At 41.9% G+C, this 23,257-nt stretch carries 25 protein-coding genes; 5 read left to right on the top strand and 20 right to left on the bottom strand.

Translation table 11 applies throughout. The features are described 5' to 3' along the window. Positions 1 to 134 precede the first annotated feature (134 nt). The 11 genes from HMPREF2885_RS08130 to HMPREF2885_RS08080 form a co-directional block, all read right to left on the bottom strand. The gene (locus tag HMPREF2885_RS08130; protein ID WP_033606008.1) at positions 135 to 1,748 is read right to left on the bottom strand and encodes a ribonuclease Y; all 1,614 of its coding nucleotides are present in this window, start codon (positions 1,746 to 1,748) and stop codon (positions 135 to 137) included. 203 nt (positions 1,749 to 1,951) lie between these two features. After that, entirely contained in the window at positions 1,952 to 3,049 is a 1,098-nt protein-coding gene (locus HMPREF2885_RS08125; RefSeq protein ID WP_070657745.1) for a nucleotidyltransferase, read from the bottom strand. Between the two features lie 9 nt (positions 3,050 to 3,058). After that, positions 3,059 to 3,799, bottom strand: a complete 741-nt coding sequence (locus HMPREF2885_RS08120; protein WP_070657743.1) for a class I SAM-dependent DNA methyltransferase — start codon at positions 3,797 to 3,799, stop codon at positions 3,059 to 3,061. A gap of 321 nt (positions 3,800 to 4,120) precedes the next feature. Continuing rightward, the gene (gene rsfS, locus HMPREF2885_RS08115; protein ID WP_007517833.1) at positions 4,121 to 4,474 is read right to left on the bottom strand and encodes a ribosome silencing factor; all 354 of its coding nucleotides are present in this window, start codon (positions 4,472 to 4,474) and stop codon (positions 4,121 to 4,123) included. Beyond that, the gene (gene yqeK, locus HMPREF2885_RS08110) at positions 4,475 to 5,068 is read right to left on the bottom strand and encodes a bis(5'-nucleosyl)-tetraphosphatase (symmetrical) YqeK (RefSeq protein WP_070657741.1); all 594 of its coding nucleotides are present in this window, start codon (positions 5,066 to 5,068) and stop codon (positions 4,475 to 4,477) included. Continuing rightward, on the bottom strand, positions 5,068 to 5,697 hold the full coding sequence (locus HMPREF2885_RS08105) for a nicotinate-nucleotide adenylyltransferase (protein ID WP_070657739.1): 630 nt from the start codon (positions 5,695 to 5,697) through the stop codon (positions 5,068 to 5,070). Before HMPREF2885_RS08105 ends, yqeK begins: the two co-directional genes overlap by 1 nt. Positions 5,698 to 5,748: 51 nt before the next feature. Then, complete coding sequence (gene yhbY, locus HMPREF2885_RS08100) at positions 5,749 to 6,060, bottom strand: ribosome assembly RNA-binding protein YhbY (protein ID WP_070657738.1); 312 nt, start codon at positions 6,058 to 6,060, stop codon at positions 5,749 to 5,751. A 98-nt stretch (positions 6,061 to 6,158) separates the two neighbouring features. Then, positions 6,159 to 7,265 (bottom strand): ribosome biogenesis GTPase YqeH, encoded by a 1,107-nt coding sequence (yqeH, locus tag HMPREF2885_RS08095; protein ID WP_070657736.1) that lies wholly within the window; start codon positions 7,263 to 7,265, stop codon positions 6,159 to 6,161. Positions 7,266 to 7,267: 2 nt separating this feature from the next. Next, positions 7,268 to 7,795, bottom strand: coding sequence for a YqeG family HAD IIIA-type phosphatase (locus tag HMPREF2885_RS08090; RefSeq protein WP_070657734.1), 528 nt, complete (start codon positions 7,793 to 7,795; stop codon positions 7,268 to 7,270). Between the two features lie 17 nt (positions 7,796 to 7,812). Next, positions 7,813 to 8,721: a magnesium transporter CorA family protein gene (locus HMPREF2885_RS08085; protein WP_049519349.1), complete on the bottom strand. Its 909-nt coding sequence runs from the start codon at positions 8,719 to 8,721 to the stop codon at positions 7,813 to 7,815. Between the two features lie 57 nt (positions 8,722 to 8,778). Beyond that, positions 8,779 to 9,339, bottom strand: a complete 561-nt coding sequence (locus HMPREF2885_RS08080) for a mechanosensitive ion channel family protein (protein WP_001150572.1) — start codon at positions 9,337 to 9,339, stop codon at positions 8,779 to 8,781. 150 nt (positions 9,340 to 9,489) lie between these two features. Here HMPREF2885_RS08080 and sstT point away from each other — a divergent pair, with 150 nt between their 5' ends. Next, positions 9,490 to 10,701, top strand: coding sequence for a serine/threonine transporter SstT (sstT, locus tag HMPREF2885_RS08075; RefSeq protein ID WP_070657732.1), 1,212 nt, complete (start codon positions 9,490 to 9,492; stop codon positions 10,699 to 10,701). A 49-nt stretch (positions 10,702 to 10,750) separates the two neighbouring features. Beyond that, a complete protein-coding gene (locus tag HMPREF2885_RS08070) occupies positions 10,751 to 11,704 on the top strand; it encodes an aromatic acid exporter family protein (RefSeq protein WP_070657731.1) in 954 nt (317 codons plus the stop codon). Positions 11,705 to 11,806: 102 nt separating this feature from the next. Here HMPREF2885_RS08070 and HMPREF2885_RS08065 read toward each other — a convergent pair whose 3' ends face one another. From HMPREF2885_RS08065 to HMPREF2885_RS08025, 9 genes are all read right to left on the bottom strand, one after another. Continuing rightward, on the bottom strand, positions 11,807 to 12,346 hold the full coding sequence (locus HMPREF2885_RS08065; protein WP_070657729.1) for a T6SS immunity protein Tdi1 domain-containing protein: 540 nt from the start codon (positions 12,344 to 12,346) through the stop codon (positions 11,807 to 11,809). A gap of 3 nt (positions 12,347 to 12,349) precedes the next feature. Then, positions 12,350 to 12,826 carry a hypothetical protein gene (locus HMPREF2885_RS08060; RefSeq protein WP_049519356.1) on the bottom strand — a complete coding sequence of 159 codons (477 nt, stop codon included), beginning with the start codon at positions 12,824 to 12,826 and terminating at the stop codon, positions 12,350 to 12,352. A gap of 180 nt (positions 12,827 to 13,006) precedes the next feature. Continuing rightward, the gene (locus HMPREF2885_RS08055) at positions 13,007 to 13,492 is read right to left on the bottom strand and encodes a TIGR01741 family protein (RefSeq protein ID WP_049519357.1); all 486 of its coding nucleotides are present in this window, start codon (positions 13,490 to 13,492) and stop codon (positions 13,007 to 13,009) included. A 365-nt stretch (positions 13,493 to 13,857) separates the two neighbouring features. Then, positions 13,858 to 14,430, bottom strand: coding sequence for a suppressor of fused domain protein (locus HMPREF2885_RS08050; RefSeq protein WP_049519358.1), 573 nt, complete (start codon positions 14,428 to 14,430; stop codon positions 13,858 to 13,860). 301 nt (positions 14,431 to 14,731) lie between these two features. Beyond that, on the bottom strand, positions 14,732 to 15,184 hold the full coding sequence (locus HMPREF2885_RS08045) for a YrhA family protein (protein WP_049519359.1): 453 nt from the start codon (positions 15,182 to 15,184) through the stop codon (positions 14,732 to 14,734). Between the two features lie 331 nt (positions 15,185 to 15,515). Next, on the bottom strand, positions 15,516 to 16,325 hold the full coding sequence (imm47, locus tag HMPREF2885_RS08040; RefSeq protein ID WP_049519360.1) for an Imm47 family immunity protein: 810 nt from the start codon (positions 16,323 to 16,325) through the stop codon (positions 15,516 to 15,518). 144 nt (positions 16,326 to 16,469) lie between these two features. Next, entirely contained in the window at positions 16,470 to 16,955 is a 486-nt protein-coding gene (locus HMPREF2885_RS08035; protein ID WP_000437677.1) for an immunity protein YezG family protein, read from the bottom strand. 505 nt (positions 16,956 to 17,460) lie between these two features. After that, a complete protein-coding gene (locus tag HMPREF2885_RS08030) occupies positions 17,461 to 19,005 on the bottom strand; it encodes a peptide chain release factor 3 (RefSeq protein ID WP_049501115.1) in 1,545 nt (514 codons plus the stop codon). Positions 19,006 to 19,148: 143 nt separating this feature from the next. Then, entirely contained in the window at positions 19,149 to 19,841 is a 693-nt protein-coding gene (locus HMPREF2885_RS08025; RefSeq protein ID WP_049550254.1) for a YwaF family protein, read from the bottom strand. Positions 19,842 to 20,006: 165 nt separating this feature from the next. On the opposite strand from HMPREF2885_RS08025, the gene gatC reads away from it, so the two are divergent. The 3 genes from gatC to gatB are packed head-to-tail and all read left to right on the top strand — an operon-like array spanning position 20,007 to position 23,220. Beyond that, complete coding sequence (gatC, locus tag HMPREF2885_RS08020; RefSeq protein ID WP_000705419.1) at positions 20,007 to 20,309, top strand: Asp-tRNA(Asn)/Glu-tRNA(Gln) amidotransferase subunit GatC; 303 nt, start codon at positions 20,007 to 20,009, stop codon at positions 20,307 to 20,309. Beyond that, positions 20,309 to 21,775, top strand: a complete 1,467-nt coding sequence (gatA, locus tag HMPREF2885_RS08015) for an Asp-tRNA(Asn)/Glu-tRNA(Gln) amidotransferase subunit GatA (protein WP_049550253.1) — start codon at positions 20,309 to 20,311, stop codon at positions 21,773 to 21,775. Before gatC ends, gatA begins: the two co-directional genes overlap by 1 nt. Next, positions 21,775 to 23,220 (top strand): Asp-tRNA(Asn)/Glu-tRNA(Gln) amidotransferase subunit GatB, encoded by a 1,446-nt coding sequence (gatB, locus tag HMPREF2885_RS08010; protein ID WP_065371593.1) that lies wholly within the window; start codon positions 21,775 to 21,777, stop codon positions 23,218 to 23,220. The genes gatA and gatB overlap by 1 nt, the downstream gene beginning before the upstream one ends. Positions 23,221 to 23,257 lie beyond the last annotated feature (37 nt).

Below are 23,257 nucleotides of genomic sequence, written 5' to 3'. Positions count from 1 at the left end.
TATGTCTCCTTTAGTTAGTCTGTGAAATAAAGTGAAATTTCTCTCGGATACTGATGATCACGTCAGTTATCCTTCTACAGTCTTTCTATCTAGTGTAACAAAAAAGCAGTAATATTTCAACTGCTCTTTCTTATTTATTTAGCATAATCTACTGCACGAAGTTCGCGAATCACGGTTACCTTGATATTTCCTGGGTAATCGAGATTGTTTTCAATTTTCTCACGAACTTTGTGAGCCAAGATTGTGACTTTGTCGTCCTTGATTTGTCCTGGATTAACCATGATACGGATTTCACGTCCTGCTTGAAGGGCAAAGCTATTTTGCACTCCTTCAAAGCCATTGGCGATTTCTTCCAAATCATGGAGACGCTTGATGTAGCTTTCAAGAGATTCACTACGAGCACCTGGACGCGCTGCACTCAAGGCATCTGCTGCAGCAACGATCACTGCAATGACGCTTTCGGCTTCCACATCGCCGTGGTGGCTAGCAATCGTATTCACCACAACTGGGTGTTCCTTGTACTTGCGTGCCAACTCTGTACCAATCTCAACGTGGCTACCTTCAACCTCGCGGTCAATAGCTTTCCCGATGTCATGAAGGAATCCAGCACGACGGGCAAGAGCTGCATTTTCACCAAGTTCACTCGCAATGATACCAGATAACTTAGCAACCTCAATCGAATGACGCAAGACATTTTGTCCATAAGAAGTACGGAACTGCAAGCGTCCCATGATCTTCATCAAGTCTGGATGGAGGTTTGGCGCACCAATCTCGTAAGCAGCAGCCTCACCATATTCACGGATTTTATTGTCAATCTCTTGACGGTTTTTCTCCACCAACTCCTCGATACGAGCTGGGTGGATGCGGCCATCCTTGAGCAACATTTCCATGGTCATACGAGCAATTTCACGACGAATCGGATCAAATCCTGACAAGGTCACCACTTCCGGTGTATCGTCGATGATGACATCTACCCCTGTCAAACTTTCAAAGGTACGAATATTGCGTCCTTCACGACCGATAATGCGTCCTTTCATGGTATCGTCTGGTAGATGAACTGTAGAGTTTGTTGACTCCGCTACATACTCACCAGCGATACGCTGCATAGCCTGAACCAAGATATCTTTCGCAATCTTGTCTGAACGTTCCTTGACTTCTTGCTCAGCCTCACGAATGCGGCTAGCAATTTCCTTGGTCAAGTTTTCCTCCGTCTGAGCCAAGATAATATCTCGAGCCTCAGTTTGGGAAAGGGAACCGATACGTTCAAGTTCAGCTTCTTTTTGTCTTTCGACTTCCTCTAATTGCTCTTCACGTGCATCAAGGTTTTTTGCTCTATCAGAAATACTTTGTTCTTTTTGTTCAAGTGTTTTTTCTTTGTTCGTCAAATTGTCGTCCTTACGGTCAAGGCTCGTAGCTCTCTCTGTCAAACGACTTTCAATTTGCTTGAGCTCCTGACGTTCTGACTTAAATTCAGCGTCCACTTCTTCACGGTATTTTCTGGCTTCCTCTTTGGCCTCCAATAGTGCTTCTTTTTTAAGAGACTTGCTTTCGCTCTTGGCTTCATTTAGTAATAAATCCGCTTCGCGCTCAGCTTGTCCTCGTAAATTAGTTGCTTCTTGTTCAGCATTTAGAAGCATCAACTCTGCAGCCTCTTGAGATGATTTCATCTTAGCTGAGATGCTGACATATCCAATGACTAAACCAATGATGACGGCAAAAACAGCAATCGCAAGTGTCATGATTTCCATGTTTTTACCTCATTAAATTTGTTTATCGAATGACATACATTCCTTAATATTCTATCATAAAAAAACAATTTTCACAAACCCAAATTGAAGAGTTTTGTGTGAATTTTAGAAGAAAGTTCTGAAATCACAAAACAAACTTTCTAACTCTTAAAAATGACATTTTCATTAAAACATATAATAAAAAAGCCTACCTTTCAGTAGACTTAGTTTGTTTCTATCCTAATCGGGACTCTGCCGAAATTCTGCTCTACGATGCTTGGGTGTCCTAGTTGGTAAATCTGGTCTGCCTTTTGAGTCATAGCATCCCAAGGTTCTTTGCCAATTCGGCTGACTAGATGGACCTGTTCTTTCAGAGACTTGAGGTGTTGTCTGCCTTTTTCAGTAAAACCAAGGACATGAATGGCTTCTGGCAAGTCACTTTCTCTGACCTGCACCAAGATATAGGTCAAGAGGCGTCTGACACGCGCTTTTGTGTAACGTTTAGTGACAACTGCCTCGACCAATTCCTCCACAGACTGGGCTATCTTGATGGCATCCTTGATACGCACCGCCATTTCTTGATTGACCTGATAGATGGTGGTCAGGTCTGGATTTGACAAGATTTGATAGCGGAGAAATGGAAAATAGTCATCCCAACTCACCTTACTCGCTTGCTCAAAGAGGGCAACAGAGGGCATAAAGCGTTCTAAAAAATCTTTGTCTGATTGGTGCTGACGGAGGGCTGTTGCCGAGGCAAAGTCCACTTCCTTGTCCACAGAATGATAGCCAGCTCCTTGACGCTGAATCGGATGGAGTTTGATTCTACGTCCCGCAACCGCCTTGGCATAGGCCAAAGCTAGAACATGATTGGGCGTATTGCCAGAGAAATCAAGACCTGCAAATTCCTTCCACATGGTTTGGGTTTTCTGGGGATAGGAGAGGGAATCAGGCAGATTATCCACAAAATTCTCCATCTCTCTACCTTGCTCTGTGTATAAGTCAGCAATTTTCTGATAATCCAAAACTTCCTCTGTCCCAAAAGCTAGAGTATCAATACCCAAGCGAACCAAGATATCCACAGCTCCTTGGCCAAAGAAATCTGCCGCCTGAACACTGACTAAAAAGGGCAATTCCACTACCAGATCTGCTCCATTTTCCAGCGCCATCTGAGCCCGTGTCCACTTGTCCACTATAGAAGGTTCTCCACGCTGCATGAAATTCCCAGACATGGCAACGATTTTCAGTCCCTTCGCCTGCTCAAGCAAGTATTTGTGCCCATTATGGAAAGGATTGAACTCCGCGATAATACCTGTGATGGTCATGATGTTCTCCTACTTCTGCGCGACAAAAAACCAACGGGTGCTGGTTTCTGTCGGCTCCTTGTCCTCAAAGTCCGCATAGAGTTTGAAGAACTTGAAACCAGCCTGTTCCAGCAATATATCATAGGTCAAGACCTCATAGGTCCGCTCCTCATGCACTTCATCGTGGCGACTAAAGGAACCGTCAGCCTCCTTGATAAAGAAGGTCAACTCATGCACGATGGAGTGAGGTGCTTCATCCTCATAGGTGTCCCAAAGCATGGCAAAATCTTCCGCATTTTCATGGTAAGAATAGCCTGGAAAAACCTCATCTGTTTGGTAGGTCGAATGCACGTCAAAGATGAATACTCCGTCTTCATTGAGGGCATTATACACTTCCTTAAAGACGTCTCCTACCTCTACCTCATCCTGCATGTAGCAGATAGAGTCAGAGTAACACGTAACAAAGTCGTACTTACCAGCCTTGGATAAGTCCAGCATATTGCCTTCAATAAAATCAATCTTTTGCTTGGCAGATGTTGCTCTCTTCTCCGCAATCTTCAGCATATCCGCGCTCAAGTCAAGTCCTGTCACATCAAAACCAGCCTGAGAAAAGCGGACAGACTGGATACCTGTTCCACAAGCCAATTCCAAGAGTTTCTTTCTCTCTTTGGTCTTTGGCAAATGACGGAGGGAAAAATCCGTCCATTTATCGTATAAACTATCATCCATGACCGCATCATAGACCGCCGCAAAGGTTTCATAAGTAGCCATATTCATGATACCAAGTCCGCCCGTAATCGGAATGAAAATTAGGAGCTTGACGATGGAGCCGAGCTCCAAGGAAGGCTATCTATTTTCCGACGATTACAGGACGGGTTCAAATCCTTTCTAAGATACAAAGAGCGTTAAAAGCAAGGAGAAAATAGGAAACTTTCTGCTGTATCGTCAGATACAAAGGAAGTTACTCTTTTTCTCGCAGCTTTTAGCTCGTGTTCAGTTTCGAGATGAACAAAACACGACGCCCTCACCTTTCTATCCATTTTTTCTAAAATAAGCAAATAAAACCCAGTTGACTGCAACTGAGTTCATATCCTATGCTAAGGCTTCTGAAATGTCTATTGAGCTCGCCTCATGCCATAGTTTTTCTAGGTTATAATGGGCACGCATTTCTTCTGAGAAGATATGCACAACGACACCACCGAGGTCTAGCAAAACCCAGCCTCCTGCTGCATCACCTTCAACATGGCTGCCTTTAAAGCCTGCTTCCGCTACTTTTTCACGGATATTATCTGCGATAGCGTCCAACTGGCGGCTATTCATTGAGCTCGTGATGACAAAGTAGTCCGTCACGCTGGTCAAATCTTGTACATCAAGTGCGAGGATATCCTCCGCACGTTTCTCATCAGCCGCTTTCACGACTAGTTCTAGTAATTCTTTTTCGTTCATTTAGTCCTCTTTCAAATAGTGCACAAAGGCGTTATAGGTTTCAAGGGTTTGGGGATAGATGGGGAATCCCTGATGAGCTAGATGCTCCACGGTACGAGCTGTTTCGTAGGCCACTGCCTTATTGAGCGATAGCTCAGCAATTTCACGCGCCTGATCCACTCCTGGAAAGGCGCGGTTATGCTCGATATAGTCTGCAACGTATATAACCTTATCAAGATCAGTCATCTGGTCAGCCCCGACTGTATGAATTTCAATAGCTCGCAGGATTTCTGGATCATGCAAATCCAAATCTTCCTGAATCTTGTAGATACCAACCATCCCATGCCAGACATTATTGCCCCAGTTTTTGAGGTCAGGGTTTAATTGGTAACGGTCAATCAAGTCTAGAAATTCCTGATCTGACAGCTTTTTAGCATAATCATGAAGAAGGCCTGCTAGACCCGCTTTCTCGGTATCGACTCCAAATCTCTCCGCTAACTCTATGGCTGCACGCTCCACCCCCAAACAATGGGTTAACCGTTTTTCAGGTAGAAGCTCTGCCATTTTTTCCAACAAAGCCTCTCGGGAACAGTTGATATAGTCTTGGTATGCCATCAGTAAAGCCCCTCCTTCTCGATGTAGTCTAGCACTGGATGAGGTAGGAGAAAGTTAGGTTTCCGACCTTGAGCAATGAAGTCACGCACCATGCTGGACGAGATGTCCATGAGAGGCACATCCACCCAGATAACTGGATAGGAAGTCCCTGCCTTGTAGCGCGGACGCTGAACCCCTACAAACTGAACCATGTCGACCAGCTCATCAATTCGGTACCACTTAGGCAGATAGTCCACCATATCAGCCCCGATAATGAAGTAATAATCCGTATCTGGATGTTGCTCTGTCAAAATCTTCATAGTGTCGTAGGTGTAAGAAATGCCCTTGCGCTCCAGCTCAATAGTTTCAATGGCTAAGCCTTCAATCCCCTCAATCGCCAACTCAAGCATCTTGAGACGGTGGTGCTCGGGGATGGTTTCCTTTTTATCTACATGAGGTGGTTGGTATTCGGGCATAAGCAGGACCTGGTCCAGCCCCAACTGTTGTCGTACTTGGTCCGCCACAACAAGATGGGCATTGTGAACAGGGTTAAAATTTCCCCCTAGAATCCCGACTTGTTTGCGTTTTTTCTCCTTGATTTCTGGCTCCAACTCTACCTTGGTAAAGGGAGTCAATAATTCGATTGCCATAGGCTCGTCTTCCTTTAATTCTCTGTAAAAACAGTTGTTTGGAGTAGGTGTTTAGATTTCTTTGACTTTTTTGGAAATCTTGCGATGTTCTTTCTTGCTGGATTGTTTAAACAAAATCAAGATGCGTCCGATTTTTTGGACAGTATCCACACCGATTTCTTCTTCCAAGATTTCAGCCACTTCGTGGATGTTTTCATCTGTATTTTGCAAGAGAGTAACTTTAATCAATTCACGGGCGTCAAGAGCTTGGCGGACGCTGGTTTTGATTTGGTCGTTAAGTCCATTTTTCCCGATTTGGATGATGGGTTTGAGGGTGTGTGCCTGGCTGTTGAGAAAGGCACGTTGTTTCGATGTTAATGACATAATCTTTCTTCCTTGTTTTTTGATAGTTATTTTAGGTGGTGGGGGACGGTCGGAACTATCTTTTTATGAGCTCACTTTGTTCGCTCAGTGATTTTATTTTAAATGATTGCTTTTCGTGTGACGACTGCTACGCCTTCTGGTGCCCAGACAGCGACTTTTGCCCTTCCTGTTACGCGGATCCAGCCTAGGCCTGAGATGACCAGGTCTGTCTTGTCCTTAATGGTAAATACATGCTGGACTAATTTTGGGAAATCTTCTTTTTCCTTGCTATTTGGTGGCGTTAAAAGGGTTCCGAGGTGCTTGTCGTAAAGGGCACTCGCTCCTTCGAGCTTGGTACGGTGGAGTTTTAGTTCATTGTCAAAGAAGGCTGTAAAACCTTGCTTTTCTCCTGCAATAAAGTCAAAGCGTCCGAGACCACCTAGAAACAGGGTTTGTTCAGGATTGAGCTGATAGGTTTTGGGCTTGATTTCCTTTTTAGGGCTGACATACTTGAGGTTTTTAGCCGGCAAGTAGTGGGCCATCTGGTGGCGGTGGATAATCCCTGGTGTATCGTAGATATAAGATCCGTCGTCAAGCGGAATCTCAATCTTGTCCAAGGTTGTCCCCGGAAAACGCGAAGTCGTGATGACATTTTGGTCACCTGTGATTTCTTGGATAATGGCGTTGATAAGGGTTGACTTTCCAACGTTGGTTACCCCAACTACGTAGACATCACGGCCCTTGCGATAATGCTCAATCTTATCAATGACTTCCTTGATGGCATGCTTATTCTGAGCTGAAGTCAAAACGACATCCACTGGACGAAGTCCTTCTTCGTGGGCACGTTCCATGAGCCACTGGCTAATCTTGCTCGGTTTAACTGACTTGGGCAGGATATCTTTTTTATTTCCAACCAAGAGGACATCATTGCCCGATACAAAGCGTGGCAAGCCTGGGATGACAGAGCCATTAAAGTCAAAAATATCAATGACATTGACCACCAAGGCATCACTGTCTCCCACCTCGTGCAAGAGTTTGAGGAAATCATCGTCCGTCAACTGGACATCTGTGATTTCATTGTAGTGGCGGAGACGGAAACAACGTTGACAATAGACTTCGCCAGTCTCCAAACCTTTTTCGAGTGCCGACTGAGGAGTGAAACCAAGACCAGCCTTGTCTGTCGTCTGAATGGTTGCTCCACATCCAATACAGAGAATTTCTTCCATAGTTAAATTCCTTTTTTATATGTAATCGGTCCGTATTTTTCAGTGATTTTTCGCATGACACGGCGCTCGCGAGCCCGATTAATCTGCGTTTTGATCGAGTCGTGTTGGACCAAGGGTTTGACTAAGATCGAGCGAATGCCTGCACGGTGCGCTGCACGAATATCCGTCATGAGTTGGTCGCCGACCATGACCACTTCATTTTTCTCATAGTGGAATTCCTTCATGGCACGGTCAATTCCAAATGTGAAAGGCTTCAAGGCCCAATAAACGTAATCAATCCCAAATTTCTCAACTGCACGTTGAACCCGTTTTTTGGTGTTATTTGAGACCACGATGATGCGAATACCTGCATCCCGAAGGTCATGTAGCCATTGTTTCATCTCTGGCGTTCCATCAGGGTTGTTCCAAGCAATGAGGGTATTGTCCAGATCGACCAAAACAGCCTTGATACCATGCGCTTTCAGGCTTGGGACTGTCAGATCATAAACTGCTTCCACAGCAAAGTCTGGCATATAATTTTCAATCGCCATTCTGGCTCCTTTTCTTTTTAATTTCTAGCAATATTCTTTAAACATTGGGCTAAGACTACCCATAAAATGAGACTAGCTAGCAAAATATAAATCCAAGCATTTGGTTCATCTGCAAACGGTAAGGGAACATTCATTCCGAAGAATCCTGTAATAACCGCAAGGATAGCTAGCAAGACTGAGATAATTGTCAAAGTTGTCAAATTATCATTTAGATTATTATTTAGGATGTTGTTGTAAGAGGCTGAGAGTTGTTGCAAAACTTGAGAAATCAAGTCTGTCATCGAAACCAACTGGTGCGCTTCAATCATGGCATCGTCAAACTGTTCTCTCTCAACTTCGTTAAAACTGCGATAAAGAGCATGCCCTTGGATGTGTTCCAAGAGGAGACGATTTTGTTTGGCAGCAGCTGTCAGGTAAACCATACCAGTTTCCAAGTCAGAGAGGGCAAAAAGATTCTTTTTAGTTGTTTTTTGACGAAGAAGTGCACTGATTTCATCCTTACTTTTATCCATCTCTTCAATAACTGGATAATAAGCATTGCTTATAATCTCTAAACTGGCAAAAAGAAATTTGTAGATTGAAACAACTTCATGGCTTTCAAGATAGGTTGCCATACGTTTAATCACATAACTATTCTTGTGATTGCTAATTGTGATCAGCCGTTGTTTTTCAACGATAAAGGTCATCGGAATCGCTTCATAATATTCTTTGTCTTTTTCTAAATCAAGAACATTATAAATGAAGGTGACCGTTCCCGTTTCACGGTGATAGTCCATGTGGGCACGCTCATTTCTATCCAGAGCATACTCGATAGTTTCTTTGTCCAATCCATAGACATACGAAAGGTCTTCCATGTTTTTAATCTTGTCCACATCAAGGTCTATCCATGTACAATCGTGACCTAATTTTTTCTCTACAAATAGCATACTCTCTCCTTTACCAAACTCCTTCTATTGTACCACAAATCTGCTAAAATAGCCGGCCTATTCAGTACGAGATAGATTGCTGACGACGGTAATATTACGATTGGGAACAAAGTGAAGGGCTTGATCGTCACCTCGCAGTTGCGTTGTACGGATTCCTACGCTAACGACCTTTCCAGAAACGGTAATCGGTCCATTTGTGAGAACGACTTCATCACCCACATCAAGCTGGCGTTCAAAAAGGATGAAGAAGCCATTAATGACATCGGATAGAAAGCCTTGCGCCCCCATACCAATGGCCACCCCAGCAATCCCCGCACCGGCAAGGAGGCTAGAAACTGGCAGTCCTAAAATAGACAGGATACAGTAGAGCAAGAAGAAATACAGAATGTAGTTAAAGACATTCTCCAGCAAACGCGAGATGGTTTTTTGTCTTCCTGCATCTCGATTGGAAAATTTAAGTGAGGGCTTGACAATCTTTCGTACAGTCGCATGAAGCATCTTTTTAGCTATATAAAATAGTAAAAACAAAATCAAAAGAGAAATCACCTTGGTCAAGAGATTCTCTAACATGGTTGTTAAATCAAGTTTATCAAAATAGCGTTGAAAAAAATCTTGCATATAAAACTCCTTTTTCCTATTATACCATAAAATCGTCCTTCTCTTTTCTTTCATAATTATTCAATTATTGTTCCTATTTTCAAAATATCACTTGCCTCTATAGCATATTTATACTATAATTATAAACAATACATTTTGAAGGAGACTGCTATGAAACGAATCATTAGAGCCTGGATCAAGGCAAGCCTCATCAAACGAATCCTTATTGGAATGATTTTTGGAGCGACATTGGGGTTGCTCTTCCCAAACCTTACAGGAATTGGTCTGCTTGGAGACCTCTTTGTAGGTGGACTGAAAGCCATCGCTCCTATTTTGGTTTTTGCCCTTGTTGCCAATGCCCTTTCCCAACATCAAAAGGGACAAAATACCAATATGAAGACGGTTATTTTCCTATATTTGCTTGGAACCTTTGCTGCTGCGTTGGTAGCTGTTCTAGCTAGTTTCTTACTGCCTGTACAAATCACTCTGACCAGTGCAAATACAGAAGTTGCTGCTCCTGACGGTTTCGGTCAAGTCCTCAGCAACCTCTTGCTCAAACTGGTGGACAATCCCTTGAATGCCATTGTTGAAGCCAACTATATCGGGATTCTCTCTTGGGCAGTCATCTTTGGCCTGGCTATGAGAGAGGCAAGTAAACACAGCAAAGAATTACTGAAAACCATGGCAGATGTCACCTCTAAAATCGTGGAATGGATTATCAACCTAGCTCCCTTTGGGATTTTAGGTTTGGTGTTTAAGACTATCTCTGACAAGGGCATTGCCAGTTTGGCTAACTACGGTGTCCTCCTAGGACTTTTGATTGCTACTATGGCCTTTGTCGCTCTCATCATCAACCCGCTCATCGCCTTTCTCTTTATGAGGAAAAACACCTATCCCCTTGTTTTGAAATGCCTACGTGTCAGTGGTATTACAGCCTTTTTCACTCGTAGCTCTGCTGCAAATATCCCTGTCAATATGAAACTCTGCCAAGACTTGGGACTGAATCCTGACACCTACTCTGTCTCCATCCCGCTTGGTTCGACTATCAATATGGCTGGCGCTGCTGTTACCATAAATATCCTGACCCTGGCTGCCGTCAACACACTCGGAATCTCGGTAGACTTTGGGACAGCATTTGTGCTCAGTGTCGTGGCTGCCATTTCTGCCTGCGGTGCCTCTGGAATCGCTGGGGGATCCCTCCTCCTCATTCCTGTAGCTTGTAGCCTCTTTGGGATTTCCAACGACTTGGCTATGCAGGTTGTCGGAGTCGGTTTTGTGATTGGGGTCGTTCAAGACTCCTGTGAAACAGCCCTGAACTCTTCAACAGATGTCCTCTTTACAGCGGTTGCCGAATATGCTACAAACCGAAAACTTCGCCCCTAGTCTCTGACTCCTCGTTAAACACTTGATTCTATTAGTTTAGGAAATTTTCATGTCCCTCACTCAACGTACGACAAAACTGATCTTAGCGACCTGTCTCGCTTGTTTTCTCGCTTATTTTTTAGATTTATCATCAGCAGTTTCAGCTGGCATTATCGCCCTCTTAAGCCTCTCCGACACGCGCAGAAGCACGCTGAAATTAGCACGTAACCGCCTCTTTTCTATGCTCCTAGCGCTCGCTATCGGTGTTCTAGCCTTTCAGCTGACGGGCTTTCACATTTGGAGTCTGGGCCTCTATCTGGCTCTCTATGTCCCTCTTTCTTACAAAATGGGCTGGGAAATCGGCATCACCCCTAGCAGTGTCTTGGTCGGTCATCTCTTGGTACAGGAATCTACTTCTCCAGCTCTCTTGCTCAATGAAGTGCTCCTCTTTCTCATCGGGACAAGCTTTGCTCTATTGGTCAACCTTTATATGCCCTCTCGTGAGAAAGCCATCCAAAGCTACCACCTTCAGGTCGAGGAAAAGTTAAAAGACATCCTGCTTCGCTTTAAATACTATCTGTCAAGAGGAGACGGGCGCAATCAAGCCCAACTCGTTGACCAATTAGACAACCTCCTCGATGAAGCCCTCAAACTGGTCTACCTGGATCACTCGGACCACCTCTTTCACCAGACGGACTATCACATCCACTACTTTGAGATGAGACAGCGACAAAGTCGTATCCTGCGAAATATGGCCCAGCAGATCAATACCTGTCATTTGGCCGCAAGTGAGAGTTTGATCTTGGCCCAGCTCTTTTCAAAGATTGCTGCCCAGCTAAGCCAGACCAATCCTGCTCATGACCTACTTGATGACATCGAACGCTATCTGCAAGTCTTCCGCAATCGGAGTCTCCCTAAAACACGTGAGGAGTTTGAAACCCGTGCCACCCTCCTGCAACTACTACGCGAAGCCGAAACCTTTATCCAGGTCAAGGTCGATTTTTACCAGAAATATGGAAACTAGAACGCAAAGAACCTCAGAGGACTTCCTCTGAGGTTCTTGTGTTTTGTATTTGGAAGGGAAGTTCTTCCTCTCGTACTATTCTCAATAAAGAAATAGCAACTCCTAGTCGTCCATCACACCACCTGTCAGCTGGTACATGAGGTAAATGTGTTCCAAGACTTTTACCTTATCCATGTGGTCTACATCTTTAAAGCCACCTAATGCTAGAAGTGGAACGAAACCAAAACATTGGTTATAAGACAAGGGACCATGTTTTAACACAGCCTGTCTATATAAATCCAGTTCAAATTTTTTTGTAATATATTCGTTATCTAAAAATCGAATAAATAAATCCATACCCTTACAAATAATATCCAAATCCTGAATATTATATTGGACAATTCCCACGTAGGCATTTTCTTCCCAAGTAATAATATCTCCAAATGCTGTTACAAACATAGGAAAAGCGACATCTCCTCTGAAATAACTATCTTGGAGAAGTTCAAGATAATCCTCTGGATTAATCACCTTCAAATAACCATCTAAAAAGGTTCCCAGACCATCCTCCTGCCAAATTTGAACCAACTCAGCTGGAACTTGATTTTTATATTTTTCAATAACATCTTTGGGCATATCTGCCACTTTGACAAAATCTTTTAACATCTATTAATCCTCTGTCGCATTCTTCATAAAAGCCTGTTTAAAGTCTTCGTACATCTCAAAAGCAATTTTCATGACATTTTCAAAGCCATCATAATTAGCAATCACTGGATCCATGATTCTATAGTCCGGAGAGATGAGTCTCCTAGAAAACTCCATCAGTGGAGTCCCTAGTATAACTTTGTTTTGAGAGTCCCTAACACTCCATATCAATTCAACTAATCCTTTAAAGATACTAATATGGAATCCAAAAGTATAACCATTTTCTTTAATCGGTTCAATATAAAAGAATTTTTCACGCCCATCAAATTTAGCTCTATATCCTAAATCTTCGAAAACATCAAATATCAACTCGCCTGTAATAATATTTAAGCGTTTTTCTTTAGGCGTTCTATCTAAGCTAAATTTATCTGAAAGCTCCTTATAGCGCTCCACAAAATTTATAGCTTGCAAAGCCTGTTCAACTCTGCAGTCTAATTTCATCTGTCTACTCCTTTGTAAATCTTAGTTCAACTCCGTATTCTTTAGCAATTTCCTTATATTTTCAATCACTTCTTGTGGCTTATCTGCCACTTTGACAAAGTTTTCTAACATTTTATCCTCCAATTCGCATTAACAGCAATACTCAAAAATCGCATTCTTCAAAATGTAATCAAGCTTATACTACTTTTGATTATGCTCTCTTTGAAAGACTTCCATAGCCTTGAACTGTTCTAGTTCTTTTTCATTAGCTGGTTGCTTGCCTAAATATTTATATTGGAAAAAGGATGTTCTAGCACTTGGTCCAAAGCCACTTTCGAGCCATGGGGCATAATCAAAGTCCACTGATAACTTATTATTTTCATCCAAATGAATCAAGCCTGCTGACCAATCGCTTAATCCGTTATCCATGAATACTTTTTTTAGTTCCTGAGCTTTCTTGAATAGTAAACGATATTCGTCAAAAAATTCCGATTTGGATATGCCAAATTCTTGAGGGATATAAAAGAAATAATGGTACTCTCCATTGTATTTAAAGAAGAAATAAATTTCTCCACTCAAAGTTCTATCCACTTCAAAATTGATATACAAATCATCCCACTCAACTGGAATCATATCGTTGGCTTGATGCACGATTTCGATAATTTTTTCATTAATCTGTTGTTCCATATTCCCCTCCAATTGATTCTATCATTATTCCACTGCAATCCTAGTATACCATAAACCCTATATCCCACTCCTTGATAAACTGCAAAAAGACCAGTTCGAGGGTAGTTAGAGCAAAAAAATTTTTGAACTAATAAAGTATAAGAGAAAAATTCAAATCCATAGAGTATTCATCGTAGCTACCAGCTCCTTTCGGAGAGCTACTCTATCAAATTGCGTATCTCATTTTTCATCAGATATGTAGTAGATTCCATCAATGACGGAATTCGCACATCAGCTGAAAGAAAGATCGGACATACAACGGATATTGATGAGTTTTAAAAAAAGCAGGTCTCTACTCCTGCTCCTGAAAAAAGATAAAAAATTTATTACACTACAGAAGGTCTCATAAAATCATAAACATCTATCTGATGCTCTTCAAACAATGCTTCTAACTTCTGCGCTCCTACTTCAGCTCCATGCTTTTCTATAAATTGAAGCTCAGCTTCTGTAATAGGGATAGCTTGTAGCCACGTAACATACTCTTCATCAAAATCGAAAGACTCCAGTTCCCACAAGAAAGGCTGAGTGAAAAATATATGATTTACTTTCGCATTTGGGTAGTAATTTCTAATTATATTTGGATAGACTGCACCAGGAGAGATACTATATTCTCCTCTCACGATATTAAAACCACAGTCTGCTATAATATTTGGAAAGTATTCCAGCTCTGCATCAGCTGCCCCAATGATTTCAACTCTTAAAGGCTTATCATTTATTCGACGATAAATGGTATATTCTGATAAACCGATTGTTGCTGCAGTTGTTAAATAATCGTCCGGACGGTTCTCTCCAATAAATATATCTAATTTGTTATCGTGATTTCTAAATGTATAGGCTTGAGGAACTCCCCCTACAGCTCTGGCTATTTCCTGTGCAATTTTAATTTTATCGTATTTCATTTGATTCTCCTCTTAATGTTTGGTCCAGCATGAGCTATGTTATCTTTCAGTTTCACTACACTCTTATGGAAATTCTCACAAAAGGCGTTAGAGTTTGATGATACCTCTGCCAGATTATCACCAAATTAACTGACTCTATAATCCCAGTATACCATAAACCCTATGGACTAGTGTTTGGAAAACAATAAAAGACCACCTCGAGGGTGGCCGTTTATCCATGAAACTAGTTCTCATTATATTTTTTCTGGAAGGATTCCATATCTACCGTTGGAAAATTATTTATCATATTTTACCTATCTTTTTAAGAGGCATATTCAAGAGCATCTGAAAGAAAACTTTCAAGTAAATCATCTAAAGAATTAAATTTTTCAACTACATCCGCAGATGGCATATCCAATTCTAAATATTCATCATTACTAGGATTATATACAAACCAACTAATATTGTTCTCTCCAATAAAAACAAACTGTTTATTTTCTTCGACTTCATGCCAAATTTTATTATACTCAAAGAAATCATAAATCTCTGAAGAACAACTATCCTCTGCTTTTAAACCATAAAGAACGCATCCATTAAAATCAAGACCATTTACTTTTGTTATAAATCGTGAATATTCTTGCACCATGAATGTCTTAACTTCGTTTGTTTCATTTTGACTAAGAAATTTAATTTTCTCTAAATCAATTGGAGAGTTTAGCTTTTCCCCATAACCAGATTCAATTCTATCTACTCTTCTTAAAAGTTCAAGCCACATTTATTTACCTCACTAATTATATATGTCCTTTCCAACAATTACCACAAAACTTCCTTACTATCCTTTATTTTCATTGTTCTACAAAATACTCTTTTGATAACTGGTAATAACTTTATTGTAAGATTTATTATCTTTAAAAATATGATTTCCATCACTTTCTCATATTCTCATAAATCTGTTTTTCCAACGCATCCTCCAATTTAGGTTCAAATGGGTCTTCTATCTTAGCGACTCTACAATCCTAGTATACCATAAACACTATGGACTAACGTTTGGAAAACAATAAAAGACCACCATGAAGGTAGTCCTTTGTTATCAATCGTCCATTTCATTATTTTACAAGTTCCTCAACTGGATGGCCGTAAAAATATTTCATACCTTCCGTCCAGTCTTTGTCTGACAAGCCATCAATATAACCAACCATCAAATCAATTTCATTTTTTGAAATAAGAGTATTGGTGTCTACTGGGACCTGCTTGCCTGTATAAATAGAAAGAAGGGAAGCCTGAAGATAAAGATGATATTTCTGTTCTTTTTGAGCAGCGATGTATAGAGCCGTCATAATTTCTTGTGTAAATAAACCAGGAAAAACCTGAAGAGTTTTGTAATAATAGCAATCTAAGTTCTTGTTCTTTATTACATCAAAATATAAACTTCCAACTTCTTCTAATCTTGCATTTTCCTCTATAATTGAACGATAGTTGAGAAAGCTATCCAAAGCATCTTGAATAGCGTACTCCACATCGGTTTCTGTATCTTCCCAATCCTCCCACAGAGTAAGAAGGTAAGGAACGACTTCATAGGACATTGTTTCCACAGCGCCAGCGACAAAAGTAAATACCGCAAATTCTGAAGCCGAACTTAAAAAATGAAAATTTTCAACCTTTTTTAAATCATCATGTGTACAAACTGGACAAAACAATCGAATACAAAGATTGAGCACGGCTTCATCTTTTGTCTGGTTCATCAAGTCAATCAGCAAGTTTTTTACTGTAAAATCTCCCTTTTTTAAGATTTCAGCAATCAGCAATACACATTCTCTCTCATCATTTACTGAAAGTAAGCCCCTTTTTAAATCTTCAAGCGCTACTGAACTAACGTGACCGAACGACATTCCTGGCATTAACAGTTTGTTTCCCATCCCCATTCTCCTTTTATCTCAATACTTTTTTGGAAATTTGTTACTTGCTTTCTGACCGATGCTAAGTTATCACCAAATTTACTGACTCTACAATCCCAGTATACCATAAAAGACCACCTCTAGGGTGGCCGTTTATCCATGAAACTAGTTCTCGTTATATTTTTGCTGGAAGGCTTCCATAGCCTTGAACAACTCAAGTTCTTTTTCATTAGCTGGTTGCTTGCCGAGGTATTTGTATTCAAAGAAATCCATTTGTTGGCCTGAGGTAAACCCACTCTCAAACCAGGGTGCGTAGTCAAATGTAGCAGTCAATTTTGTACCAATAATCTTTATAACACATGTTGTCCATAAAGCCTGCTCTTCATTTTTAAAGATTTCCCTCAATTCCCAAGCTAATTTGAAGGTGCGTCTTTCATTTTCTCTAAATTCTGAATTAGGCAACTCATACTTCTTGGGAATATAGAGATTATAGATATAGTCACTTTTTCCTTCTTCGTTGAAGAAATAGTAGACTTCTCCACCATCAAAAGTCAGGGTAATATTAATAAAAAGATTTTCCCAAGCTACAGGTATAGTCTTATGGACACTCTGAGCAATTTCCATTACTTTCTCATTAATCTGTTGTTCCATATGTTCCTCCGGTTGGGGTGTTCAAATTTTATCTGTATCTCTAGTATACCATAAAGAACAGAAACCAACTTACTCTTATAAAATTTGCTCAAATAGGGCAAAATTGCCTCAATAAAACAGTAAAATAGACCAATCATATCTCTAGGTATAGCAACTTTCTATCCTTTCCAACAAAAAACTCCACGAATCGAAAGCATTCGCGGACTTTTCTTACGACGTATTTAAGCAAAATGCCATACTAATTAATGGCCGTAATCTACGACACTAAGTTTTACAAATCGATTTCATTTGTAAAACGTGGTTACGACGGAAAAATCCACGAAGCTATAATATTCGTGGATTATTCCTAGTGAAGCGTTTAGGTAAGCCGATTTTACACTACGACACGGAGTTTGGCAAATCGATTCTATTTGCCAAACGTAGTTAGTAAGGCAGTTAGCTAGTTCGCCAAATAGCGACTAGCGTCCAACAATTAGGAACTTTAGTTCCAATTGTTGGTGCTGAGTTACATTTTTTCCTCCAACTCTACGTCTGGATACTTGTTCGCAAACCAGCGAAGGGCAAAGTCATTTTCAAAGAGAAAGACTGGTTGGTCAAAACGGTCTTTGGCCAAGATATTGCGGCTTGATGACATGCGCTCGTCTAGGTCCTCTGGCTTGATCCAGCGAACGGTCTTTTTACCCATTGGGCTCATGACCACTTCGGCATTGTACTCGCCTTCCATACGGTGCTTAAAGACTTCAAACTGGAGTTGACCAACAGCGCCTAGCATATACTCGCCTGTTTGGTAATTCTTATAAAGCTGAATGGCACCCTCTTGTACCAACTGCTCGATCCCCTTGTGGAAGGATTTTTGTTTCATGACGTTCTTAGCAGAAACTTTCATGAAAATCTCAGGAGTAAAGGTTGGCAGTGGTTCAAATTCAAACTTGTTTTTTCCAACTGTCAAAGTGTCTCCAACTTGATAAGTACCAGTATCGTAAACCCCGATAATATCACCTGCAACAGCATTGGTCACATTTTCACGACTTTCGGCCATAAACTGAGTGACATTAGATAGTTTGGCAGTCTTACCAGTACGAGGCAGATTGACACTCATTCCACGATCAAATTCACCTGATACGATACGAACAAAGGCAATACGGTCCCGGTGACGAGGGTCCATGTTGGCTTGGATTTTAAAGACAAATCCTGAGAAATCCTTGTCATAAGGATCCACAATTTCGCCATCTGTTTTCTTGTGGCCATGTGGTTCTGGAGCAAACTTAAGGAAGGTCTCAAGGAAGGTCTGCACCCCAAAGTTAGTGAGGGCTGAACCAAAGAAGACCGGAGTCAGTTCTCCTGCAAGAATAGCTTCTTCTGAAAATTCATTTCCTGCTTCTTGCAACAGTTCGATATCGTCCTTAACCTGAGCGTAGAAAGGATTGCTTCCAAAGAGCTTATCCCCTTCTTCCAGACTGGCAAAACGTTCATCCCCTTTATAGAGCTCCAAGCGTTGGTTATAGAGGTCATACAATCCTTCGAAGGCTTTCCCCATCCCGATTGGCCAGTTCATTGGATAACTCGCAATGCCAAGGACTTCTTCTAGTTCTTGCAAGAGGTCCAGTGGCTCACGACCGTCACGGTCCAGCTTGTTCATAAAGGTAAAGACTGGAATGCCACGGTGCTTCACAACCTCAAACAATTTCTTGGTTTGGGCCTCGATACCCTTGGCAGAGTCCACGACCATGACCGCAGCATCCACCGCCATCAAAGTACGATAGGTATCTTCTGAGAAGTCCTCGTGCCCTGGTGTGTCTAGGATATTGACGCGCTTGCCATCGTAGTCAAACTGCATAACAGATGAAGTGACCGAAATCCCACGTTGTTTCTCAATATCCATCCAGTCAGACTTGGCAAAAGTCCCTGTTTTCTTTCCTTTAACCGTACCAGCCTCACGAATCTCGCCTCCAAAATAGAGCAACTGCTCAGTAATAGTTGTTTTCCCGGCATCCGGGTGGGAGATGATGGCAAAGGTACGGCGTTTCTTAATTTCTTCTTGAATAGTCATAAGTTCTCTTTCTTTGATTTTCTATTTTTAGTTGTTTCAGTAGCTAAGAATGATGTTTACATTGGATTTTACCATTCCTTTCAACTCTCCATTATAGCGGATTTTGGGGAGTTTTTCAATTGCTCATCCGATGAAAAGGCGAGCTAGAGCACAGATTTCACCTGATTTCTCTTTTTCCACCGTTTCTTGAACAAGATATCAAAAAGAACCAGAGCCAGTGAGAGGATGACGGACACAAGAAGATACTTTAACCACAAGGGCGCATCTGGAATAAAAGGTGTCTTGTTTAACAAACCATAATTTCCACCCGTCACCTGATTAACCCCAACTAGAAAGAGATTGAGAATAAAGGTATAGGCTACAATCATATATTTCTTGAGCAAGGTCTTGTCATAGTGATTCATCAAGTAAATCAAGGAATTCACTAGAAGGGCATAGTGCCCAATCAAAAATGAAAAACTGGTGATATGGGGGAAATCATAGGGGTCAAAAACCGGGTAAACCAAAGCAAATATCGCTCCACTTGCTCCTAAGAGGGCAAAATATTGCTTGCTCCGCCATTTATCAGGCAAGAAAACCACCGCAAACATAGCCAAACGGCAATGGTAAAATGGAAGGCTATTAGAAAATGGAATCCCAAAGCCAACATACCAACTATATAGGGCTAGTAACTGGAGGATCTGAATCCCCTTAAACAAGCGGACAAATTTCGGATTTTTGTGATAAACAAGCGCTCCATAAATACAAAGCACTAAAGTAAGCATCATAATCCCATACCAAAAGAGGGAAATGGGAGGAGGAACCGTCTGAGATCTGGTGATAAATTGATGGAACATATTTCTATCCTAACTCTTATTTTTTCTATTCTCTAGTTTAACCATTATAGCGAATTAAAAGCGATTTTTCAATTTCTATTTCTTTTCAGTTTGGCTCCCTTATTTATAGGAAAATATGGTAAAATAGAACAGACTAAAAATCATCATTTCACGAAAGGATGCAAGATGAAAATTACGCAAGAAGAGGTAACGCACGTTGCCAATCTTTCAAAATTAAGATTCTCTGAAGAAGAAACTGCTGCTTTTGCGACCACCCTGTCTAAGATTGTAGATATGGTTGAGTTGCTGGGCGAAGTCGACACAACTGGTGTCGCACCTACTACGACCATGGCTGACCGTAAGACCGTACTCCGCCCTGATGTGGCTGAAGAAGGAACAGACCGTGACCGCTTGTTTAAAAACGTACCTGAAAAAGACAACTACTATATCAAGGTACCAGCTATCCTAGATGATGGAGGAGATGCCTAATGACTTTTAATAACAAAACTATTGAAGACTTGCACAATCTCCTTGTCTCTAAGGAGATTTCAGCAACTGAATTGACCCAAGCCACGCTTGAAGATATCAAGTCTCGCGAGACAGCTATTAACGCTTTTGTTACCATCGCTGAAGAACAAGCCCTTGCTCAAGCTAAGGCTATTGATGAAGCTGGAATTGACGCGGACAATGTCCTTTCAGGAATTCCACTGGCAGTTAAGGATAATATCTCTACAGACAGTATCCTCACAACTGCAGCCTCAAAAATGCTCTACAACTACGAGCCTATCTTTGATGCGACAGCCGTTGCCAATGCAAAAGCCAAGGGCATGATTGTTGTCGGAAAGACCAACATGGACGAGTTTGCCATGGGTGGTTCTGGTGAGACTTCTCATTACGGTGCCACTAAAAATGCTTGGGACCACAGCAAGGTTCCTGGTGGTTCATCAAGTGGTTCTGCTGCAGCTGTAGCGTCAGGGCAAGTCCGCTTGTCACTCGGTTCTGATACTGGTGGTTCCATCCGCCAACCTGCCGCCTTCAACGGGATTGTTGGTCTCAAACCAACCTACGGAACGGTTTCTCGTTTCGGTCTCATTGCCTTTGGTAGCTCTCTAGATCAAATCGGACCTTTTGCACCTACTGTTAAGGAAAATGCTCTCTTGCTCAACGCTATTGCCAGCGAAGATGTCAAAGATTCTACTTCTGCTCCTGTCCGCATTGCCGACTTTACTTCAAAAATTGGTCAAGACATCAAAGGAATGAAAATTGCTTTGCCTAAGGAATACCTTGGTGAAGGGATTGACCCAGAGGTTAAGGAAACCATTCTAAATGCAGCCAAACACTTTGAAAAACTTGGTGCTATCGTCGAAGAAGTCAGCCTTCCTCACTCTAAATACGGTGTTGCCGTTTACTACATTATCGCTTCATCAGAAGCCTCATCAAACTTGCAACGCTTTGACGGTATCCGTTACGGCTACCGCGCAGAAGATGCAAGCAACCTTGATGAAATCTATGTAAACAGCCGTAGCCAAGGTTTCGGTGAAGAGGTGAAACGCCGTATCATGCTTGGAACATTTAGCCTTTCATCAGGTTACTATGATGCCTATTACAAGAAGGCTGGTCAGGTCCGTACCCTCATCATTCAAGATTTCGAAAACGTCTTTGCGGATTACGACTTGATTTTGGGACCAACTGCTCCAAGCGTTGCCTATGACTTGGACTCCCTCAACCATGACCCCGTTGCCATGTACTTGGCTGACCTTTTGACCATCCCAGTCAACTTAGCTGGTCTTCCAGGAATTTCGATTCCTGCTGGATTTGCTCAAGGTCTACCAGTCGGTCTCCAATTGATCGGTCCTAAATACTCTGAGGAAACCATTTACCAAGCTGCTGCTGCCTTTGAAGCAACAACAGACTACCACAAACAACAACCCGTGATTTTTGGAGGTGACAACTAATGAACTTTGAAACAGTCATTGGACTTGAAGTCCACGTAGAGCTCAACACCAATTCAAAAATCTTCTCACCTACTTCTGCTCACTTTGGAAATGACCAAAATGCCAACACTAACGTGATTGACTGGTCTTTCCCAGGAGTACTTCCGGTTCTCAATAAAGGGGTTGTCGATGCTGGTATCAAGGCTGCTCTTGCCCTCAACATGGACATCCACAAAAAGATGCATTTTGACCGCAAGAACTACTTCTATCCTGATAATCCAAAAGCCTACCAAATTTCTCAATTTGATGAGCCAATCGGCTACAACGGCTGGATTGAAGTGGAGCTAGAAGACGGTACGACTAAGAAAATCGGTATCGAACGTGCTCACCTAGAGGAAGATGCTGGTAAAAACACCCACGGTACAGATGGTTACTCTTATGTTGACCTCAACCGCCAAGGGGTACCATTGATTGAGATTGTATCTGAGGCTGACATGCGCTCGCCAGAAGAAGCCTATGCTTATCTAACTGCCCTCAAGGAAGTCATCCAGTACGCTGGTATTTCTGACGTTAAGATGGAAGAAGGTTCGATGCGTGTGGATGCTAACATCTCCCTTCGCCCTTATGGTCAAGAAAAATTCGGTACCAAGACGGAGTTGAAAAACCTCAACTCCTTCTCAAATGTTCGCAAAGGTCTCGAATACGAAGTCCAACGCCAAGCTGAAATCCTTCGTTCAGGTGGTCAAATTCTCCAAGAAACACGCCGTTACGATGAAGCTAACAAGGCAACCATCCTCATGCGTGTCAAAGAAGGTGCTGCAGATTACCGCTACTTCCCAGAACCAGACCTACCACTTTTTGAAATCTCAGATGAGTGGATTGAGGAAATGCGTACTGAATTGCCAGAATTTCCAAAAGAACGCCGTGCGCGCTACATATCTGACCTTGGTTTGTCAGACTATGACGCTAGCCAGTTGACGGCAAACAAAGTCACTTCTGACTTCTTTGAGAAAGCTGTTGCCCTCGGTGGCGATGCCAAACAAGTCTCTAACTGGCTCCAAGGTGAAGTTGCTCAGTTCTTGAACGCTGAAGGCAAGACACTTGAACAAATCGAATTAACACCAGAAAACTTGGTAGAAATGATTGCCATCATCGAAGACGGTACTATCTCTTCCAAGATTGCCAAGAAAGTCTTTGTCCACCTAGCTAAAAACGGCGGTGGAGCGCGTGAATACGTGGAAAAAGCAGGTATGGTGCAAATCTCAGATCCTGATGTTTTGATTCCAATCATCCACCAAGTCTTTGCGGATAACGAAGCTGCCGTTGCCGACTTCAAATCAGGCAAACGCAACGCTGACAAGGCCTTCACAGGATTCCTTATGAAGGCAACTAAAGGCCAAGCCAACCCACAAGTTGCCCTTAAACTGCTTGCACAAGAGTTGGCGAAGTTGAAAGAAAGTGAGTAATTTACTCTTTATACACTTTTTTCTACTTTTAAGACGA

The organism is Streptococcus sp. HMSC062H02 (genome assembly GCF_001813005.1).
In the GTDB taxonomy this organism is placed as follows: Bacteria; Bacillota; Bacilli; order Lactobacillales; family Streptococcaceae; genus Streptococcus; species Streptococcus oralis_S.
Note: the sequence above shows the minus strand (reverse complement) of the source record. Positions and strands in the feature narration are given on the sequence as shown.

What these genes read in the sequence shown, in the direction of transcription:
- HMPREF2885_RS08130 (WP_033606008.1), bottom strand. Translation starts at nt 1,748, where the DNA reads ATGGAAATCATGACACTTGCGATTGCTGTTTTTGCCGTCATCATTGGT.
- HMPREF2885_RS08125 (WP_070657745.1), bottom strand. Translation starts at nt 3,049, where the DNA reads ATGACCATCACAGGTATTATCGCGGAGTTCAATCCTTTCCATAATGGG.
- HMPREF2885_RS08120 (WP_070657743.1), bottom strand. Translation starts at nt 3,799, where the DNA reads ATGGCTACTTATGAAACCTTTGCGGCGGTCTATGATGCGGTCATGGAT.
- rsfS (WP_007517833.1), bottom strand. Translation starts at nt 4,474, where the DNA reads ATGAACGAAAAAGAATTACTAGAACTAGTCGTGAAAGCGGCTGATGAG.
- yqeK (WP_070657741.1), bottom strand. Translation starts at nt 5,068, where the DNA reads ATGGCATACCAAGACTATATCAACTGTTCCCGAGAGGCTTTGTTGGAA.
- HMPREF2885_RS08105 (WP_070657739.1), bottom strand. Translation starts at nt 5,697, where the DNA reads ATGGCAATCGAATTATTGACTCCCTTTACCAAGGTAGAGTTGGAGCCA.
- yhbY (WP_070657738.1), bottom strand. Translation starts at nt 6,060, where the DNA reads ATGTCATTAACATCGAAACAACGTGCCTTTCTCAACAGCCAGGCACAC.
- yqeH (WP_070657736.1), bottom strand. Translation starts at nt 7,265, where the DNA reads ATGGAAGAAATTCTCTGTATTGGATGTGGAGCAACCATTCAGACGACA.
- HMPREF2885_RS08090 (WP_070657734.1), bottom strand. Translation starts at nt 7,795, where the DNA reads ATGGCGATTGAAAATTATATGCCAGACTTTGCTGTGGAAGCAGTTTAT.
- HMPREF2885_RS08085 (WP_049519349.1), bottom strand. Translation starts at nt 8,721, where the DNA reads ATGCTATTTGTAGAGAAAAAATTAGGTCACGATTGTACATGGATAGAC.
- HMPREF2885_RS08080 (WP_001150572.1), bottom strand. Translation starts at nt 9,339, where the DNA reads ATGCAAGATTTTTTTCAACGCTATTTTGATAAACTTGATTTAACAACC.
- sstT (WP_070657732.1), top strand. Translation starts at nt 9,490, where the DNA reads ATGAAACGAATCATTAGAGCCTGGATCAAGGCAAGCCTCATCAAACGA.
- HMPREF2885_RS08070 (WP_070657731.1), top strand. Translation starts at nt 10,751, where the DNA reads ATGTCCCTCACTCAACGTACGACAAAACTGATCTTAGCGACCTGTCTC.
- HMPREF2885_RS08065 (WP_070657729.1), bottom strand. Translation starts at nt 12,346, where the DNA reads ATGTTAAAAGATTTTGTCAAAGTGGCAGATATGCCCAAAGATGTTATT.
- HMPREF2885_RS08060 (WP_049519356.1), bottom strand. Translation starts at nt 12,826, where the DNA reads ATGAAATTAGACTGCAGAGTTGAACAGGCTTTGCAAGCTATAAATTTT.
- HMPREF2885_RS08055 (WP_049519357.1), bottom strand. Translation starts at nt 13,492, where the DNA reads ATGGAACAACAGATTAATGAAAAAATTATCGAAATCGTGCATCAAGCC.
- HMPREF2885_RS08050 (WP_049519358.1), bottom strand. Translation starts at nt 14,430, where the DNA reads ATGAAATACGATAAAATTAAAATTGCACAGGAAATAGCCAGAGCTGTA.
- HMPREF2885_RS08045 (WP_049519359.1), bottom strand. Translation starts at nt 15,184, where the DNA reads ATGTGGCTTGAACTTTTAAGAAGAGTAGATAGAATTGAATCTGGTTAT.
- imm47 (WP_049519360.1), bottom strand. Translation starts at nt 16,325, where the DNA reads ATGGGAAACAAACTGTTAATGCCAGGAATGTCGTTCGGTCACGTTAGT.
- HMPREF2885_RS08035 (WP_000437677.1), bottom strand. Translation starts at nt 16,955, where the DNA reads ATGGAACAACAGATTAATGAGAAAGTAATGGAAATTGCTCAGAGTGTC.
- HMPREF2885_RS08030 (WP_049501115.1), bottom strand. Translation starts at nt 19,005, where the DNA reads ATGACTATTCAAGAAGAAATTAAGAAACGCCGTACCTTTGCCATCATC.
- HMPREF2885_RS08025 (WP_049550254.1), bottom strand. Translation starts at nt 19,841, where the DNA reads ATGTTCCATCAATTTATCACCAGATCTCAGACGGTTCCTCCTCCCATT.
- gatC (WP_000705419.1), top strand. Translation starts at nt 20,007, where the DNA reads ATGAAAATTACGCAAGAAGAGGTAACGCACGTTGCCAATCTTTCAAAA.
- gatA (WP_049550253.1), top strand. Translation starts at nt 20,309, where the DNA reads ATGACTTTTAATAACAAAACTATTGAAGACTTGCACAATCTCCTTGTC.
- gatB (WP_065371593.1), top strand. Translation starts at nt 21,775, where the DNA reads ATGAACTTTGAAACAGTCATTGGACTTGAAGTCCACGTAGAGCTCAAC.